The sequence below is a fragment of the Rhizobium sp. BK212 genome, from assembly GCF_014197475.1.
GTDB lineage: Bacteria > Pseudomonadota > Alphaproteobacteria > Rhizobiales > Rhizobiaceae > Rhizobium > Rhizobium anhuiense.
In genome coordinates this window covers 869,434-885,330 of record NZ_JACIFS010000001.1, presented here as the reverse complement: position 1 = coordinate 885,330, position 15,897 = coordinate 869,434, and the positions used below count along the sequence as shown (strand labels likewise).

The 15,897-nt window shown below is 60.2% G+C and carries 13 protein-coding genes; 1 reads left to right on the top strand and 12 read right to left on the bottom strand.

Annotation, left to right across the window (positions count from 1 at the left end; translation table 11 throughout):
* Positions 1-207: 207 nt before the first annotated feature.
* The 11 genes from FHT79_RS04220 to FHT79_RS04170 all read right to left on the bottom strand — a co-directional run bounded on the left by FHT79_RS04220 (position 208) and on the right by FHT79_RS04170 (position 13,237).
* Positions 208-2,436, bottom strand: coding sequence for an EAL domain-containing protein (locus tag FHT79_RS04220; RefSeq protein WP_183902986.1), 2,229 nt, complete (start codon positions 2,434-2,436; stop codon positions 208-210).
* 107 nt (positions 2,437-2,543) lie between these two features.
* Positions 2,544-3,356, bottom strand: a complete 813-nt coding sequence (locus FHT79_RS04215; protein ID WP_063476002.1) for an ABC transporter ATP-binding protein — start codon at positions 3,354-3,356, stop codon at positions 2,544-2,546.
* Positions 3,353-4,342, bottom strand: a complete 990-nt coding sequence (locus FHT79_RS04210; protein ID WP_183902985.1) for an ABC transporter ATP-binding protein — start codon at positions 4,340-4,342, stop codon at positions 3,353-3,355. The genes FHT79_RS04215 and FHT79_RS04210 overlap by 4 nt, the downstream gene beginning before the upstream one ends.
* A gap of 1 nt (position 4,343) precedes the next feature.
* Entirely contained in the window at positions 4,344-5,201 is an 858-nt protein-coding gene (locus FHT79_RS04205) for an ABC transporter permease (protein WP_047612835.1), read from the bottom strand.
* A gap of 3 nt (positions 5,202-5,204) precedes the next feature.
* Complete coding sequence (locus FHT79_RS04200) at positions 5,205-6,209, bottom strand: ABC transporter permease (RefSeq protein WP_097543483.1); 1,005 nt, start codon at positions 6,207-6,209, stop codon at positions 5,205-5,207.
* Between the two features lie 113 nt (positions 6,210-6,322).
* A complete protein-coding gene (locus FHT79_RS04195; protein ID WP_028759135.1) occupies positions 6,323-8,227 on the bottom strand; it encodes an ABC transporter substrate-binding protein in 1,905 nt (634 codons plus the stop codon).
* 165 nt (positions 8,228-8,392) lie between these two features.
* Positions 8,393-9,901: an alpha-N-arabinofuranosidase gene (locus FHT79_RS04190; RefSeq protein ID WP_097543482.1), complete on the bottom strand. Its 1,509-nt coding sequence runs from the start codon at positions 9,899-9,901 to the stop codon at positions 8,393-8,395.
* 210 nt (positions 9,902-10,111) lie between these two features.
* The gene (locus FHT79_RS04185) at positions 10,112-11,038 is read right to left on the bottom strand and encodes an ArsR family transcriptional regulator (RefSeq protein ID WP_174824429.1); all 927 of its coding nucleotides are present in this window, start codon (positions 11,036-11,038) and stop codon (positions 10,112-10,114) included.
* Positions 11,039-11,153: 115 nt separating this feature from the next.
* Positions 11,154-11,576 carry a type II toxin-antitoxin system VapC family toxin gene (locus tag FHT79_RS04180; protein WP_097543481.1) on the bottom strand — a complete coding sequence of 141 codons (423 nt, stop codon included), beginning with the start codon at positions 11,574-11,576 and terminating at the stop codon, positions 11,154-11,156.
* Positions 11,573-11,821, bottom strand: a complete 249-nt coding sequence (locus tag FHT79_RS04175; RefSeq protein WP_027687869.1) for a plasmid stabilization protein — start codon at positions 11,819-11,821, stop codon at positions 11,573-11,575. Before FHT79_RS04175 ends, FHT79_RS04180 begins: the two co-directional genes overlap by 4 nt.
* 126 nt (positions 11,822-11,947) lie before the next feature.
* Positions 11,948-13,237 (bottom strand): cytochrome c peroxidase, encoded by a 1,290-nt coding sequence (locus tag FHT79_RS04170; protein WP_097543480.1) that lies wholly within the window; start codon positions 13,235-13,237, stop codon positions 11,948-11,950.
* A 197-nt stretch (positions 13,238-13,434) separates the two neighbouring features.
* On the opposite strand from FHT79_RS04170, the gene FHT79_RS04165 reads away from it, so the two are divergent.
* Positions 13,435-14,979 carry an acid phosphatase gene (locus FHT79_RS04165; RefSeq protein WP_097543479.1) on the top strand — a complete coding sequence of 515 codons (1,545 nt, stop codon included), beginning with the start codon at positions 13,435-13,437 and terminating at the stop codon, positions 14,977-14,979.
* Positions 14,980-15,075: 96 nt separating this feature from the next.
* Here the strand turns inward: FHT79_RS04165 and FHT79_RS04160 are convergent, their stop codons facing one another.
* On the bottom strand, positions 15,076-15,834 hold the full coding sequence (locus FHT79_RS04160) for an IclR family transcriptional regulator (RefSeq protein ID WP_063476007.1): 759 nt from the start codon (positions 15,832-15,834) through the stop codon (positions 15,076-15,078).
* Positions 15,835-15,897: the final 63 nt, after the last annotated feature.

Genomic DNA, 15,897 nt, shown 5'->3' with positions numbered 1-15,897 from the left:
CACCTCAAGAGACAGCCGGTTCCACTGCGTCAGCGTCGCCATCCGTCGTATCGGGGCTGCGTGACGGTGACGGTGACGATGTCTCTGTTGGGCACGCTCATGGTCCTTCATGGACGACGACGACCACGGTATCTCCGCGCGATGACGCTTTCCGGAACCTGATGAATCTGCGTCAGAGCAATAGTCGCGCAGGCCGACCGTAACTGATCAACCGGACTGCAACGCGTTCGAGCCGCGGCAAAATTCAATCAATTGCTCCGAGGTCATGGGCCGTGCCAGCGCATAACCTTGCAATATATGGCAACCGAGCTCTTTCAGGATCTTCGCATGCTCCATCGTCTCCACGCCCTCTGCAACGATGTCGATGTTCTGCGATCGGCCGATTTCGATAATCGAGGCGACCAGACGGCGCTGCGATGGAGACGCGATGATCGGCTTGATGATCTCGCGATCGATCTTCAGCCGTCGCGGCTCAAATCGAAGCAGACTGACGATGCTGGCATGTTCGGTGCCGAAGTCGTCGATCTCGATTTCGATGCCGAGCTTTTTAACCGCTGGAATGATCTCGTTGAGAACAGGTTGAAGATCGTTGAAGGAGATCGTCTCGAGCAGCTCGAAACACAGGCGACCCTTGGCGATGGGAAGCTCGGACAGCTCGGCAAGCAGATTTGCCTGCGCCAGCCGGCGCGCTGAAATATTGACCGAGACACGGGGGATTTGCATTCCCAGGCTGTCCCATCGCGTCAGCTCGAACAGGGCCTTTTGCAGGATCAGCCTGTCCATGTCGCCGCTGCGCCCCAGCTTTTCCGCGACGTCGAGAAATCTGATCGGGGCGAGCAGGCCCTTTTGCGGGTGGTCCCAACGGGCAAGCGTCTCGACGCCGGCAATGGCCAATGTGTTGGCATCGAACTGCGGCTGGAAGAATGCAACGAGTTCATCGCGATCGAGCGCGTGATTGAATTCGTCCGCCAATTCTTTCGAATGGATCGCGGCGCTACGAAGCTCTTCGGTAAACACCGCCGCGCGGCCGCGGCCCGCCTTCTTCGCCTCGTACAGGGCCAGATCGGCATCGAGAAGCAATTGGCCGAGGTCCCGCCCGAGATCGGTCTCCCAGGCGACGCCGACGCTTGCCCCGACAACGCAGGCCATACCGTCAATGAAGAGAGGTTGCTCGAGGGTCTCGACAATCTGCCGGGCCAATGCGTTTGCCTTCGGCTCCGGATCGGCGCTCCAGCTGGCGAAGATGAACTCATCTCCACCGATCCGAGCCGCAACGTCGTCTGGACCAGCCAAATCGGCAAGGCGCGAAGCCGTCCCTTGCAAGACCGCGTCACCTCCGGCATGGCCTTTCGTGTCGTTGATCTCCTTGAACCGGTCGAGGTCGATATGAATGAGGATCAGACAATCCTGTGCACGGGGTCTCGGCGGTTGCGCGATCATCCGGTCGACAAATCGTCGATTGGGAAGCCCCGTCAATGCGTCATGCAAGGACAGGAACTCCAGCCTCTGCCGGGCCCGAACGAGCTTCTTCTTGTGAAGGCGAAGCTTTTCGATCGTTCTTTGGCGCGATCTGGTCAGAAAGCCGATCCAGACGATCGGCGCAACGACACATAGTGCCAGCAGGCTCGCGTAGAACTCAAAAATGCCGATCCCGCTCTTTTGGCCCCATCCGCGCTTCGGCAGTGCGGCGAGGGTCCAACGGCCGTAGGTCATATCGACGGATGCCAGGACCGGCTTCCTGGAAAAGGTTGCCAAGCTACCGAAAAAGACCTGTTTGGGCTCGTTCGGCTCCGGCACGGTGCTGATGGCGAGTTCAAGCTCGGTCGAACCAAGACCGCTTTCCTGGTAGAGCCTTGGTATGTCGATGATGCCGGAAAGCAGTCCCCAAAAAATCTGGCTTTTTCCCTCAGTGATGTAAATTGGGTACCGGACCACCAAAGCGGTTCCACCTTGGACAAGCTCCACCGGGCCTGTGAGAACGATATTGTGGGTGTTGCGCGCCAGCATCGCGGCAGCCCGTTGCTTCTCATTGGTGCGGTAGTCGAGCCCGATGGCCTTTTCGTTTCCCTTCTCCGGATAGACCCACCGGACCACCATGTCGGGCGCGGCGGCGAAGCTTCGCAATTGTGAATCGGGCTGCAGAATCTGCGCGGCGAGTTTGGAAAATCCGTTCTGGCCCATCTCCGGATTGACTGCGATGCCGGCCGCCAACCCCTGCAACAGTTTCACATTGCTGTTGAGGTTCGTCTGAAGTCGGGAGGATATGGTGGCAAGCTCGCCGGCGACGATCGAACGTTCCTCGGCCAGCGATCGCTCCAGCCGCCAGTTCGTTGCCACCCAGACGACGGTTGCTGCAATAATCGCCGCAAATATTGCGGGAGCGAATGCGCTGGTATGGCTTATTGCGGAGCGAGCGAGATTTCTTCGAAACTTCATCAGGTTGCCGGCGTGGATGACAGACACTCATCCTTGCACGGTTTCTTTAAGGCAACGCTAAACTCGCCGGCGCCCTATGAAGGAAAGCTGCCTGCTCGTTGCGAGGCTTAGGTCGCTGGGCTAAAATCGGCGGCCAGCACCGCGTCCTTGAGCGCGCGCGAATAGGGATGCTGCGGGTTGTCCAGGACGGGGCGGGCCTGTCCGCGTTCGACGATTTCGCCTTTGCGCATGATGATGATGTTGTCGCTGATGTAATAGGCGGTGGCGAGGTCATGGGTGATGTAGACGATGGAGAGACCGAGCTCGTTTTTCAGGCGGCCAAAGAGGTTGACGATCGCCATGCGCAGTGATGCGTCGACCATGGAGACCGGTTCATCGGCCACCAGCAGGCGGGGTTGCGGGATCAGCGCCCGGGCGATGGCGACGCGCTGAAGCTGGCCGCCCGATAGTTCGTGGGGAAACCGGCCTTTCACTTCTTCAAGGGTCAGGCCGACATGGACGAGCGCGGCATCGGCCATCCGCTCCGCCTGCTGCCGGTCCGGCCGTTTTCCCGAGAATGAAAAATTGAGGGCCGTCTCGAAGAGATAACGGTCGACACGCTTCAGCGGATTGAAGGCTTCGAAGGGGTTTTGCAGAACCGGCTGGACCTCTTTCATGAAAGCCTTGCGTTCGGATCTGCTATGGATGGCAACGGTCCTGCCGCTGAATTGAAGCTCGCCTTCCGTCGGTTCGGTCTGGCCGAGGATCATTGCCGCGATCGTCGATTTTCCCGAGCCGGATTCGCCGACGATCGACAGGATCTCCGGCTCCGCTCCAAGTTCGAAGCTGACGTCCTTGACCGCGGTGATCAGGCGCCGGCCGAGCATGCCGCCCTGCCGGTAGACTTTCGTGACATGCGAGAGACGAAGAAGAGCACTCAAACCTGATCTCCCGTAACGGCAAAACAGGCCACGCGCCGCTGCGGCTCGACGGTGACCAGCGGCGGAACCTTCTGCGAGCAGATCTCCATGCGCTTCGGACAGCGCGGGTGAAACCGGCAGCCTTCCGGCGGCATGGCGAGGTTCGGCGGACGACCCTCCAGCGAAGGGCGGGCCGTCGCATCACCGATGCGCGGCAGGCTGCCGACGAGGTGCTGCGTATAGGGGTGGAGCGGCATGTTGAAGAGTTTGGCGGTCGGCGCCTCCTCGACAAGACGCCCGGCATAGACAATGCCGATGCGGTCGGAGACCGTCGCATGAACCCCCATATCATGGGTGACGAACAGGAAGGACGAACCCATCTCGCGTTGGATTTCGCGGATCATCGATAGGACGTCGCGCTGAACGATCACGTCGAGCGCGGTCGTCGGTTCGTCGGCGATGATGAATTCCGGCGTCAGGATCGTGGCCAGCGCAATGGTCATGCGCTGGCGCATGCCGCCGGAGAGCTCGTGGGGATAGGCGTCGAGCAGATGCGGATCCAGCTTCAGCCGTTGCAGATGGGTGGCGACCCTTTCGAAAAACTCATTCCTGCCGACCTTCATGTGGCGAAAGGCGAAATCGATGAAGGAGTGACGGATCCGGCGCACCGGATTGAGCACATTCATCGAACCCTGCATGATATAGGACAGATGCCGCCAGCGCAGCGCCAGGCGCTCTTCCGGCTTCATCGCGTAGATATCCTGGGTGCCGCCGTCGAAATGGAATGTCACCTTTCCCGAGACGACCCTCAGCGGCGGCCGGATCGCGCCGGCGATGGTCTTGATCAAGGTCGTCTTGCCGCTGCTCGATTCGCCGGCAACGCCATAGACCTCGCCGCGGGCGATCGTCAGGCTGATATCGTCGACGGCGCGCACCTCGCGATCGACGCCGTAGAGGAAGGCACGGTAATAGGCTTTCAGATTCTCGATTTCGACCAAAGGATCCATACTAACTTCCCATCCGGTTGAGCCGGCTGCGCGGATCATTGTATTCGTTCATCGACATGGACAGCAGGAAGAGCGCCAGGAAGAGGACGACGATGACGGCGACGGGGGCGGCCACCCACCACCATATGCCTGATATCAGCGCCGAATGCGCATTGGCCCAATAGATCATCATGCCCATGGTCGGCGTCTCGATATCGGTGAAGCCCAGCACCGACAGGGTGATCTCCATGCCGATCGACCAGATCATGTTGTTCATCGTGGTGGCGAAGACGATCGGCAGAACATAGGGCAGGTGCTCCTCGACGAGGATCTTGCGCATGCTCATGCCGGAATAGACGCTCTGGGTGGTGAAGGATCTCGTCTTCAGGCTGATCGCCACCGAACGGATGAGGCGTGCATCGTAGGACCAGCCGAGCGAGGCCATGATGACGATCAGCACCGTCCAGGTCATGCTGTCCTTCAGCACGAAATAGAACAGGATCAGCAGCGGAAATTGCGGGATGACCATGACGCTGTCGTTGATGGCCATCAGCACCCGGTCGACCGCGCCGCCGGCATAGCCGGCGACGAGGCCGACGACCAGCGAAATGATGCGTGAAATGAAGGCGACGCCGATGCCGAAAAACAGGGTGTTGCGGAGCGCGGTCGTCAATTGCCAGAAAACATCCTGGCCACGCGATGTCGTGCCGAGCCAATATTCGCCATCGGGCGGCATATCGGGCGGCAGAAGATAGATGTCGGTCGCGCCGTACGGCGAGAAGTAGGACATGATGACCAGCCCGACGATGACGGCAAAGAGCAGCAGGCCGCTGAGGAATTCCATATTCTGGCGCGCGAGGTCGCGGACGATCGTAAACATGCTCTATTCCACCTTGATGCGCGGATCGATCAGCGGGCTCAGAATGTCGATGATGAACACGGCGGCGGCAACGCCGACGATCGACAATGCGCTGAGGCCGAGCACCAGACTGTAGTCGCCGGCATGCACCGCTTCGATCAGCAGGTTTCCGATGCCCGGATAGCCGAAGACGATTTCGGTAATGACCGTGCCGTTGAAGATCGCGCCGAGCGACATGGCAAGCCCGGTGAACTGCGGCACCATGGCATTGCGGGCGATATAGGAGCGCAGAATCTTGCGCTTCGGAACGCCGCCCAGCTCGGCGAAGACGACGTAATCCTCGGTGATGATGTTGGAAACGAGCGCGCGCATGCCGATCAGCCAGCTGCCGGCGCCGACCATGATCAGTGACAAGGCCGGCAGGATCGAGTGTTTCAGGATATCGAGGACGAGGGCAAAGGAGAGGTCGAGATTCGCGTTCATCTCGTAGCCGCCATTGATCGGCAGCACCGGCCAGAGATAGCCGAAGACAATCAGAAGCACGAAGGCCAGGATGTAATAGGGAATGGGAAGCAGGGCGATGAAGACGAGGCTGACGGCCTTCAGCACTATGTCCTTGCGGTAATAACCGGCGAGCGCGCCGATCGCATTGCCGAGCACGAAGGTGATCAGGGTCGACACCGACATCAGCCCGATGGTCCAGGGCAGGGACCGCATTATGATGGTGGAAACGGGCGTCGGAAAAGCCGACAGCGAGGGACCGAGATCACCGGTCGCAAGCCGCAGCCAGAAATGCAGGTATTGCTGCCAGATCGAGCCCTCCATGCCGTAAAGCTCGCGAAGCGACTGGCGCATGAGTTCGATCGCATTCGGATCGGACTGCCCCATCTGGGTGATGGCGCCTATGCTTTCTTCGACCGGATCGATCGGGGTCAGGTGGGTGACGAAGAATGTGATCGTCACGCCAAGAAATACAACAAGCAGAAACTGACCGAACCGCTTCAGCACAAAGATCAGATAGGACGTCATAGGGCGGTGGTTCCTCTCTGGTTCCCTTCATCAAGTGGAAAGGATCGACGGACATGCCACATGCCCGTCGATTAGGGGGCCGGCGCGCAACACTCGCGCCGGCGTTGGGAGGATTATTTCGGTTGTGCCGGCTTCAGCTTGACCATCATCAGCCTGGAGTTGGCCCAATTCGGCACCGGATCGGTATAAGGATCAGCGATCGTCGGATAACCGGTCCAATAGGTCGTATCCATCGAGGTGAAGACGTTATACGACATCAGCGGGATCGTCGGCATTTCCTTGGCCACCAGCTTCAGATAATCCTTGCCGAGCTCGACGCCCTTCGGATCATCGGCGCTGATGCCGCGAATGCTTTCGATGATCTTATCGAGATCCGGATTGCTCCAGCGCTGCCAGTTGCGCGGCGGCTGATTGTCACCCTTCTTGGCCACGAACTGCGAATGCCAGCTGTCGAGGAAGAACGACAGATCGGGATCGCCGCCCCAGGTTTCGACGCTCCAGGCGATCGCCACCTGGAAATCGCCGGGCTGGAGCGCCGTCTGCCAAAGTTTCGCGGCCGGCACGGCTTTGGCGTCGATGCCGAAGGCGGCCCATTGCTGCGCAATCAGCGTCCCGGCGCGGGTGAAGACCGAGCGGGTGTCGCCCTCGACCGTCATCCGGATCTTGAAGGGCTGTCCATCCGGGGTCAGCCATTTGCCGCCGGATTTCTTGAAGCCTGCCTTTTCCAGCAGTTCGCCGGCAGCCTTCGGATCCGGCTTCCACCAGCCATAGCCGAAGGCGCCGCTGATTGCCTGCGGGTCGGTCGGGATCTGGTCCTTGAACTTCGGCTGCTTGCGCAGGATATCGGCGATCTGTTGCCCGACCGTCGGGTCATAAGGCTTGATCTTGCTCTTGCCGGTATCGATCTCGAAATCCTTCAGCCAATCCTGCATCGGCGCCTGATAGTCCTTCATCGTGGCCGCCGTCGGCGGCACGCCGAGCGCCGACAGCGTCGCAGCGCCGCGGTAGCTCGCCATGTCAACGGCCTTGATGTCGATCAGCAGGGCAAGCGCCCAGCGTACATCGGCGTTGTCGAAGGGCGGATTCTGGGTGTTGAAAATGACAGCCGGAAGTGTCGGATCCGGATGGGCGAAGGGGAAGCCCGGGAACCAGGTCTCGATCGACTTCGATTTTTCCTTCAGCGTGAACATGCCCTCGGGCGTGTTGTCGTGAATGATATCGAGATTGTGCTCGAGCTGAGCGATGGTGCGTTTATCCGGCGGGCCGGGATCGGTATAGGTCACGTATTTCGGGGCCGGCTCGCCGAAGCGGGCAAGCGATGTCCGCTGCCAGTCGTCACGCTTCTCCCAGGTATACCACTTGCCCTGGGGATCGTAGGACTTGAGCTTGTAGGCGCCGAGCGAGACGGGATTGGCGAAATCATAGCGAAGCGGATCTTCGACTTTCTCGAAGACATGCTTGGGCATGATCCAGGCGCCGTTCCAGCGAACGGTGAAGATGGCGTGGAAGCGCGAATTGGGCTTCTTCAGCTTGAACACCACAGTCGAGGAGTCGGTCGCCTCGACGCTTGCCACCTGCACCGAGAAGGCAGCACTCCAGACCATGCCGGGGTGATCCATCTGCGTCTTGACGGTATAGACCACGTCGTCTGCCGTGAACTCCACGCCGTCGCTCCAGAAGAGCCCCTTGCGCAGTTTCACGGTCATCTCGGTGAAGTCGGCATTATATTGCGGCTTGTCGGCAGCCAGCGAATTGTCCCAGGTCGCGCCGCCAAGCCCTTGTTCGGGGTCGATATACCAGAGCGTATCCATGGTCAGCTGCTGCAGGCCTGTGGATACACCGCCGCCGCCATTGACCCAGATGTTGAACCAGCCGGGATTTTTGATCGTCCCTTCCGGATTTTCGACGATGAGCGTCTCCTTGCGCGGCAAGGAGGTGTAGTCATCGGCCTTGGCCGTCGCTGTCAGGCCGAGTGCGGCCAGCGCGACGCCAAATGCGAGCCTCTTCCACTGTTGCATGAACTCCTCCCTAGAAAGCGACGATACGGCGGCCGCAAAGGCACGCATGGGCACGTCGCGGTTGTCGGTTCGCAGAGGCAGAGCCTCAGTGAACCATCCCTCCGGCCCGCCTGCCTCCTCGCAGTGAGCCGAATATCTTCAGCCGGGCTTACCCGGCGGCGGCTGTCACACCGACAGCCGGATGACATTGTAAGACAGCGGTTTCAGCGCTGCCCGCACCCGTCCATCCTCGACCTTCGCAGTCTCGACATTGACCGGAGCGACCGTCTTCGGTCGCGCAGCCGTATTGACGGCTTCCAGGTCGCCATGGGTCATCTCCACCTGCTCGACCACCCGGGCGGCTCCGAAACCTTCCAGCCGCACGTCGAGATCGAGCGCCGCGTTCGGATGACGGTTGACGGCAAAGAAGGTGAGCTGCCTACCGTCTTCGGAATGCACGGCCGATACGTCGAGATAGGGGACGTCGTTCTCTTCGTCGCTGTCATAGGTCGGGCCGTCGACGACCAGCTGCAGGGCCGAGCCGCGGCCATATCGGGAAGCGTAGTAGAAGGGATAATAGATCGTCTGGCGCCAGGCCGCACCGCCGTCCTCGGTCATAATAGGGGCGATGACGTTGACGAGCTGCGCGATGCAGGCGATGCGCACCCGGTCGGAGCGACGGATGAAGGTGTTCAAAATGCCGCCGACCTGCAGCACGTCTTCGAAATTATAGATATCTTCCAGGAGATGCGGCGCATCCGGCCATTCGTCGCGCGCCAGGATATCCTTGTCCTGCTGGTTGGAATGATACCACACATTCCATTCGTCGAAGGAAATGCCGATCGTCTTCTTCGAGCGTTTTTTCGCCTTGATGTAGTCGATCACGCCGCCGATCGTGGTGATGTAGCGGTCGAGTTTCGTCGCGCGGGCGAGATAATTGAGCGTATTTTTCTCGCGATTGGCAAAATACATGTGCAGCGAAATATGGTCGGCGCTGTCATAGCACTGGTCGAGAACCTGCGCTTCCCACTCGGGATAGGTCTTCATGTCGGAATTGGACGAGCCGCAGACCACGAGTTCGAGCGACTTGTCGAAGCCGCGCATGGCTTTGGCCGTCTCATCCGCCAGCCGGCCATATTCATAGGCCGATTTGTGACCGACCTGCCAGGGCCCATCCATCTCGTTGCCGAGGCACCACAATTTGACATCGTGCGGATTGGACCAGCCGTGCTTGCGGCGCAGGTCCGACCAGTAGGTGCCGCCGGGATGATTGCAATATTCCAGGAAATTGCGGGCGGCATCGAGGCCGCGTGATCCGAGATTGACGGCGAGCATCGGCTTGGTGTTGGCCTTCTTGCACCAGTCGACGAATTCATTGACGCCGATCTGGTTGGCTTCGCGGGTGCGCCAGGCAAGATCGAGGCGAACCGGGCGCTCCGAACGCGGGCCGACGCCGTCTTCCCAATTATAGGCCGAGACGAAATTGCCGCCGGGATAACGGCAATATGGCGTGTCGAGCTCACGCACAAGATCGAGCACGTCGCGGCGAAATCCGTCCTCGTCGGCTGTGGGATGTCCGGGCTCATAGATGCCGCCGTAAATCGCTCTGCCGAGATGTTCGAGAAATGAACTGTAGAGCCTGGCGTCAATGGTCGCGACTCGGAAATCGCGGTGGGCAACGACATTCGTCTTCAACGGATCCTCCCGTTTATATATCAGAATTTTTGTTTTCTTGCCTCTAACTTGATATCAGGAATGTCGTTCTGTCAACCGAGTTGCGGTTTTAATCATACTAATTCAATTTTCGGAAATAATTGTTTTATTACAGTATGTTGTCGTGCATTTTTGGTTGTCAAATCTGGAAAGAAGCGTGATATTTAAATCAAGATTTCCGATATTTATAATTTAGACATGCAGCCGCATGATGATATCGCGTCCATGATTTCCGAAGCCGCGGCCGAAAATATTCACGCCGCCGGTATGGCCGGCATTCTCGGCGATGCCGACCCTAAGCCGGATCGAGGAGTGCTGGGCAAGCGCCAGATCGCTGAGCGTGACATTCGATGCGGCGATGCCGTCGATGAAGGTTCCGCGCGTCGAGATGCGCCAGGTCTTCATCATCCCATATTGCGAGCCCTCGAGCTTCCACCATGCCGGCGTGAAGGCGCCGCGCTTGTCGCCGTAATCGCCGGGCGATGTCCAGGTGCCGATCGCCATGCCGTTGACCCAGAGCGTGATATCGGAGGGCCAGTCCGGATTGGTGCCGGGCACCTCGGACGACAGCTCCAGCGAAAACTCGATGGCGCGGATATCCTTGTTCAACACCTTGGCGTTATTGGGGAATTTATATTCCACGTAGCCTCGGCCGAACCAGACGAGCCCGGCCTGCATGCGCTGCGGATCGAGGAAATAGTCCGGCACATCGAGGGGACCGATGACGCTCTCGGTAGAGCAAAGACCGCAGGGCGCATGGACATCGCAACTGGTGTAGAGCCCCACAGGCATCTCGACTTCGATGATATTGTTGGCCCTTTGGGCCGCACTTTCCTCGAAGCTGATCAGAATTTCGCTGTAGATCGCCGAGCAGATCTTCTGATTTCCCTTGCGGGCTTTCGCCAGCTGGGAATCGACAAGCCGGGCGTCTTCCAAAATCTGGATGCCGGTTGCGACGGTGGATTGGGGGAGGGAAAGTGCGCGCGCGATGTCGTTGATATTCATCGGCCCTTTGGCACAGAGCAGCTTGAGAATCTCAATTCGCGCCGGCGCCGAAAGGGCGCGGATCGCATCGTTATTCTCGCCGGCGGCAATCGTCAAAAACGAGCGTTCCATCATTCCCCCATCATTTCCAGTAAAATGATGTATATCGGAAATTATGATACATCAAGTGGGAATGCTTAGGTCGACCTTGGCTGACTTAGATGGTTTAGAATTCTACGATGCGAGGGACTTAGAGATCCTTCCACGGATTGATGATCTGCAAGCCGATTCCGTCGAAATCGGACACATTTCGCGTTGCGAGTGAAGCGCCGCGCGAGATGGCGATGGCTGCGATCTGCGCATCGAACTGGCTGATCGGCCTGCCAGCCTTGCGGCGATCGGTGGCAATGATGGCATAGACATCTGCCGCGTCACGATCGAATGGCAGGATACGGCCACTCATGTCCTCATTGAATATCGGCAGGATGGCTGCCTCGAGATCACGCCGACGCCGGCCGGGAGGAAGGAGACGCAAGCCATACAAAATTTCCGCTTCGGTGATCGCGGTCGTGAATACGGATAGTGGATGTTGTGCCCCGAGCCATTCGATTACAGCCGCATTCGGCGCCGGCGTGAGCAGTTCCGAAATGACGTTGGTATCGAGAACGATCACGCGTCAAAGTCCGGCGCGTCCCGGATCGGCTGCCGGGGCGGAATTTCGAGCTCAACCCCTCCGACCGATTGCAAGCGGGCGCGAATGGTATCGGCGAGATTGCGCGCCACCGGCTCGGTGGTCGCAAGTGCCGTACGCAGAATATCGCGTGCTTCGTCTTCCATTGATCGCCCATGCGTGGCGGCGCGAACGCGCAGCCGCTGCTTCAATCCATCATCGAGATTGCGGATCGTCATGCTGGCCATCATTGCCTCCATTCATCAATGACAGCATATAAATCATTGATTGCATATTCTCAAGCAACGGTCGCGAGATGCGTTTCCGTCCTTAGCCTAGCAAGTCCATAACAAGAGTGGTCCGCCGGCCCCGGGTCAATGCCCGATCGCATCAGATTGCAGATCGGCATCCGTCAGCGTTCCCAGGAAGGCGACGATGTCGTCGATCTCGAGGTCGGTGAGGGCAGGCGCATCGCCGGACTTCCGGCCGAAGGGTGGGTCCTGGTTGAGATTGTCCCAATAGGCTTGCGGCAGGTCGTCATATCTACGGACCGTGCCATCTGAATTTTTCGGATACCACCGGCCGGGATCGCTGTCGCGGGTCGCATAGAAGGAGACGACGTCGCGCAGCGAGTGGAAATAGCCGTTGTGGAAGAAGCTCTTCTTCAGAGCGACATTGCGCAGCGTCGGGGTGCGGAACAGGCCGCAATAGTCGCTGCGTCCGGCAAAGTCGGTGCGCTGAGGGCCGCAGAGGCCGAGATCGTGATAGTTCGGATCGCTATTGGCCGGGATTGCCATATTGCGGGGAGCGGCGAGTCCGAGGAAGCCGAAATCGGAAAATTGCGGCGGTTCGCCGTCATTGGCGGGCTCGCTCAGATGACAGCTCGAACAGTTGCCCTTGGCCGGATCCTCGAACAGCTGTCGCCCGTGCAATTCCTGCGCCGTCAGCGTCGCCTTGCCGGCGAGAAAGGCGTCGTAGCGGCTGGAATAGGGATAAAAATCCGGGCCACTCTGTTCGAAGGTGGCGAGCGCCTCGGCGGCGGCGTCGAAGGCGTCGTCGGGGTTGTCGAACACCGTCGCGCCGAAGGCCGCCTCGATGTCACCGGCATAGGCTGCCTTCTGCAGCTTTGCCACCACTTCGGCCGCATCCTTGTTTCCCATCTCGAAGGGCGAAAGCAACGGGATCTTTGCCTGATCGGCGCCGTGGTCGACACGGCCGTCCCAGGTCAGGCCGCCGGTCGGGCCATTGTCGACGCTTTCGTCGCCCTCGTCCTCGGAATCGTAATAATGCTCGGTGAAGGCGGGTACCGCCTGGAGGTAGCGCAGCGTCGGCACGGCGCGCAGCCCCGGCCGGTCCATATGCTGGCCGCCGATTTCGACCGGCGTCGCCGATGCCGGACCGAAGGCGTGAGCCGGATCATGGCAGGACGCGCAGGCCTGGAGCCCCGAGGCCGACAGCGAGGCATCCGAGAATATGTTGCGGCCGAGCGCGGTGAGCGTTTCGGCTCGGGCAAAGGCCTCGGCGCGCGACATCGGGCCGGGATGCAGGCCGGCCGTGGTCGCCGCGCTGCTTTGCCGCAGCGGAAGACTGGCAAGACAGAGCGCCACAGCACCCATGCTCACCGCCAGGCCGGACCGCACAAGCCAGATGGTCTTGATTGCCATGATAAGGATTCCAATAGCTTAAGACTGGTTTGCTCCATGATCGAACCTTGTTGCAACAAATTGATGACGGCTATCGCCTGCGGCATCACGCCAACCCCCGATGTCACAAAGTTGATAGACGGCCGGAATAGCGTTTGGACGCCCCCGAGCGTTCTCCGCTCCCTCTAGCCAACGCCCCCTAGCCATGAGGAACTGACGTGAAAAGACTGAAGACCCTCCATTCCATCTGTCTCGCCGGATCGGCCATCGTGCCGTTTGCGATCACAACGGCAGCCCATGCGGCGCCCGCCGGCTACGACAAGATCGACAATGTCGTCGTCATCTATGCCGAAAACCGCAGCTTCGATAATCTCTACGGCAGCTTTCCCGGCGTCGACGGGCTCTCGAACGCGACCGCCGATCACGCCCGCCAGCTCGACCGCGACGGCCAGTTGCTATCCGAACTGCCGCCCGCCTGGGGCGGCCTCACCGCCAAGGGTGTTACGCCTGCCGTCACCGAGGCGCAGTCGGCCCATCTTGCCAACGCCACCTTTGCGATCGACGATCCCAAGGGTTTTGCGCAGGCGCCTTCGGTCATCACCCGCGATCTCTGGCATCGCTTTTACCAGGAGCAGATGCAGATCGACGGCGGCAAGAACGACAAGTTCGTGGCCTGGGCCGATTCCGGCAGCCTCGTCATGGGGCACTACGACGGCTCCATCCTGCCGATGTGGCAGGTCGCCAAGAAATACGTCATTGCCGACAACTTCTTCCAGGGCGCTTTCGGCGGTTCCTTCCTCAATCACTTCGCACTCGTCTGCGCCTGCACGCCCTATTATCCCGACGCCGACAAGAGCCCGGCAAAGCCGACCATTGCCAAGGTCGATGCGGCCGGCACGTCGCTTGTTGTGGCGGAAAACGCCCCGAAGTCGGCGCTGGAGGGCGCCCCGAAATTCGTCTCCGACGGCACGCTGACCCCTGACTTCTATGCCGTCAACACCATGCAGCCGCCCTACCAGCCGAGCGCCAATCCGCCGGCCAAGGACGGCGATCCGGCCTATGCCGATCCCACCGCCGCAACGACGCTGCCGCCGCAGCATGAAATCACCATCGGCGACCTGCTGTCGCTGAAGGGTGTCAGCTGGGCATGGTATAGCGGCGCCTGGCAGGCAGCCCTCGACGGCAAGAACGCCACGCCGGTGCCGAACTTCCAGTTCCACCACCAGCCGTTCAACTATTTCGCCAATTTCGCGCCCGGCACGCCGGCGCGCGCCGAACATCTGAGGGATGGCGGTCTTGGCGGCGAAGCCTTCCTCAGGGATATCGACGATGGCAAGCTGCCCGCGGTCTCCTTCTACAAGCCGCAAGGCAACCTCAACGAACATGGCGGTTATGCCGACGTGTCGAGCGGCGACCAGCATCTTGCCGATATCGTCTCCCACCTCGAGAAGAGCCCGCAATGGGGCCATATGCTCGTCATCGTCACCTATGACGAGAATGGCGGCTTCTGGGATCACGTCGCGCCGCCGAAGGCCGATCGCTGGGGCCCGGGCAACCGCATTCCGGCCTTCATCATCTCGCCCTTCGCCAAGAGCGGCATGGTCGATCACACCCAGTACGACACGACCTCGATCATCCGCTTCATCACCGCGCGCTATGATTTGCCGGTGCTGCCCGGCATCCTCGCCCGCGACAAGGCGCTGCGCAACAATGATCGGCCGCCGATGGGCGACCTCACAGCCGCGCTCGACCTGACGCATTGACGATTGCGAGCGGCCCCTGTTCGGGGCCGCTCCATCTGTTTCTTTACGTATTCCGGACGCAAAACCGCTGCGGACTTTTGCTGGCACTGCTTGCCATCACCGCCGCAGTAATGGTCGCAATGCGGTCTGCGTTTCCTTCAGCAGCGGCAGATACCGCTCCTTCATCTCCGCGGCCGGCACGAGAGCGGCCGGCGCCCCGATATTGATCGCCGCGACGGTTTCGCCGCGGTCGTTGTCGATGGGCACGGCAATGGAGCAGAGACCGATCTCCAGCTCCTGATCGATGATGGCGTAACCCTCGGCGCGCACACGGCGGAATTCTGTGATGAGCTCCTCCGGATCGGTTCTGGTATTCACAGTGTTCTTCTTCAGCTCGCTGCGGGCAAGGATGGCGCGCGCTTCGCTCTCGGGGAGAGCCGCAAGCAGCACCCGGCCCATCGAGGCGCAGTAGGCGGGCAGGCGGCTTCCGGGAGTCAAATTGATCGACATGACGCGGCGCTGCGAGGCGCGGGCGACATAGACGATTTCGGTGCCGTCGAGCACCGAGGCCGAGGCACTCTGGCCGGCCTTTTCGGAGAGAAGATCGAGATGCGGTTGCAGCAGCGCCGGCAGCGGCGTCGCCGCGAGATAGGCATGGCCAAGCCGCAGGATCTTCGGTGTCAGGGTGAAGAACTTGCCGTCGTAATCGGCATAACCGAGTTCGGCGAGCGTCAGCAGCGAGCGGCGCACGGCGGCGCGATCGAGCGCCGTCAGTTTCGACGCCTCGGCAATGGAAAGCCGCTGCCGCGTCTCACCGAAGGCTTCGATGACTTTCAGGCCGCGGGCAAAACCGCTGACGAAATCCGTTTCGCGCATGGTGGGCTCCTGTCTTGGGGTTGCCTGTCGGACCGCGTTCTATCGTGCTTCGCCCTTCGCTTG

What these genes read in the sequence shown, in the direction of transcription:
- FHT79_RS04175 (WP_027687869.1), bottom strand. Translation starts at nt 11,821, where the DNA reads ATGGCCAGCATGACGATCCGCAATCTCGATGATGGATTGAAGCAGCGG.
- FHT79_RS04205 (WP_047612835.1), bottom strand. Translation starts at nt 5,201, where the DNA reads ATGTTTACGATCGTCCGCGACCTCGCGCGCCAGAATATGGAATTCCTC.
- FHT79_RS04170 (WP_097543480.1), bottom strand. Translation starts at nt 13,237, where the DNA reads ATGGCAATCAAGACCATCTGGCTTGTGCGGTCCGGCCTGGCGGTGAGC.
- FHT79_RS04195 (WP_028759135.1), bottom strand. Translation starts at nt 8,227, where the DNA reads ATGCAACAGTGGAAGAGGCTCGCATTTGGCGTCGCGCTGGCCGCACTC.
- FHT79_RS04220 (WP_183902986.1), bottom strand. Translation starts at nt 2,436, where the DNA reads ATGAAGTTTCGAAGAAATCTCGCTCGCTCCGCAATAAGCCATACCAGC.
- FHT79_RS04200 (WP_097543483.1), bottom strand. Translation starts at nt 6,209, where the DNA reads ATGACGTCCTATCTGATCTTTGTGCTGAAGCGGTTCGGTCAGTTTCTG.
- FHT79_RS04160 (WP_063476007.1), bottom strand. Translation starts at nt 15,834, where the DNA reads ATGCGCGAAACGGATTTCGTCAGCGGTTTTGCCCGCGGCCTGAAAGTC.
- FHT79_RS04210 (WP_183902985.1), bottom strand. Translation starts at nt 4,342, where the DNA reads ATGGATCCTTTGGTCGAAATCGAGAATCTGAAAGCCTATTACCGTGCC.
- FHT79_RS04185 (WP_174824429.1), bottom strand. Translation starts at nt 11,038, where the DNA reads ATGATGGAACGCTCGTTTTTGACGATTGCCGCCGGCGAGAATAACGAT.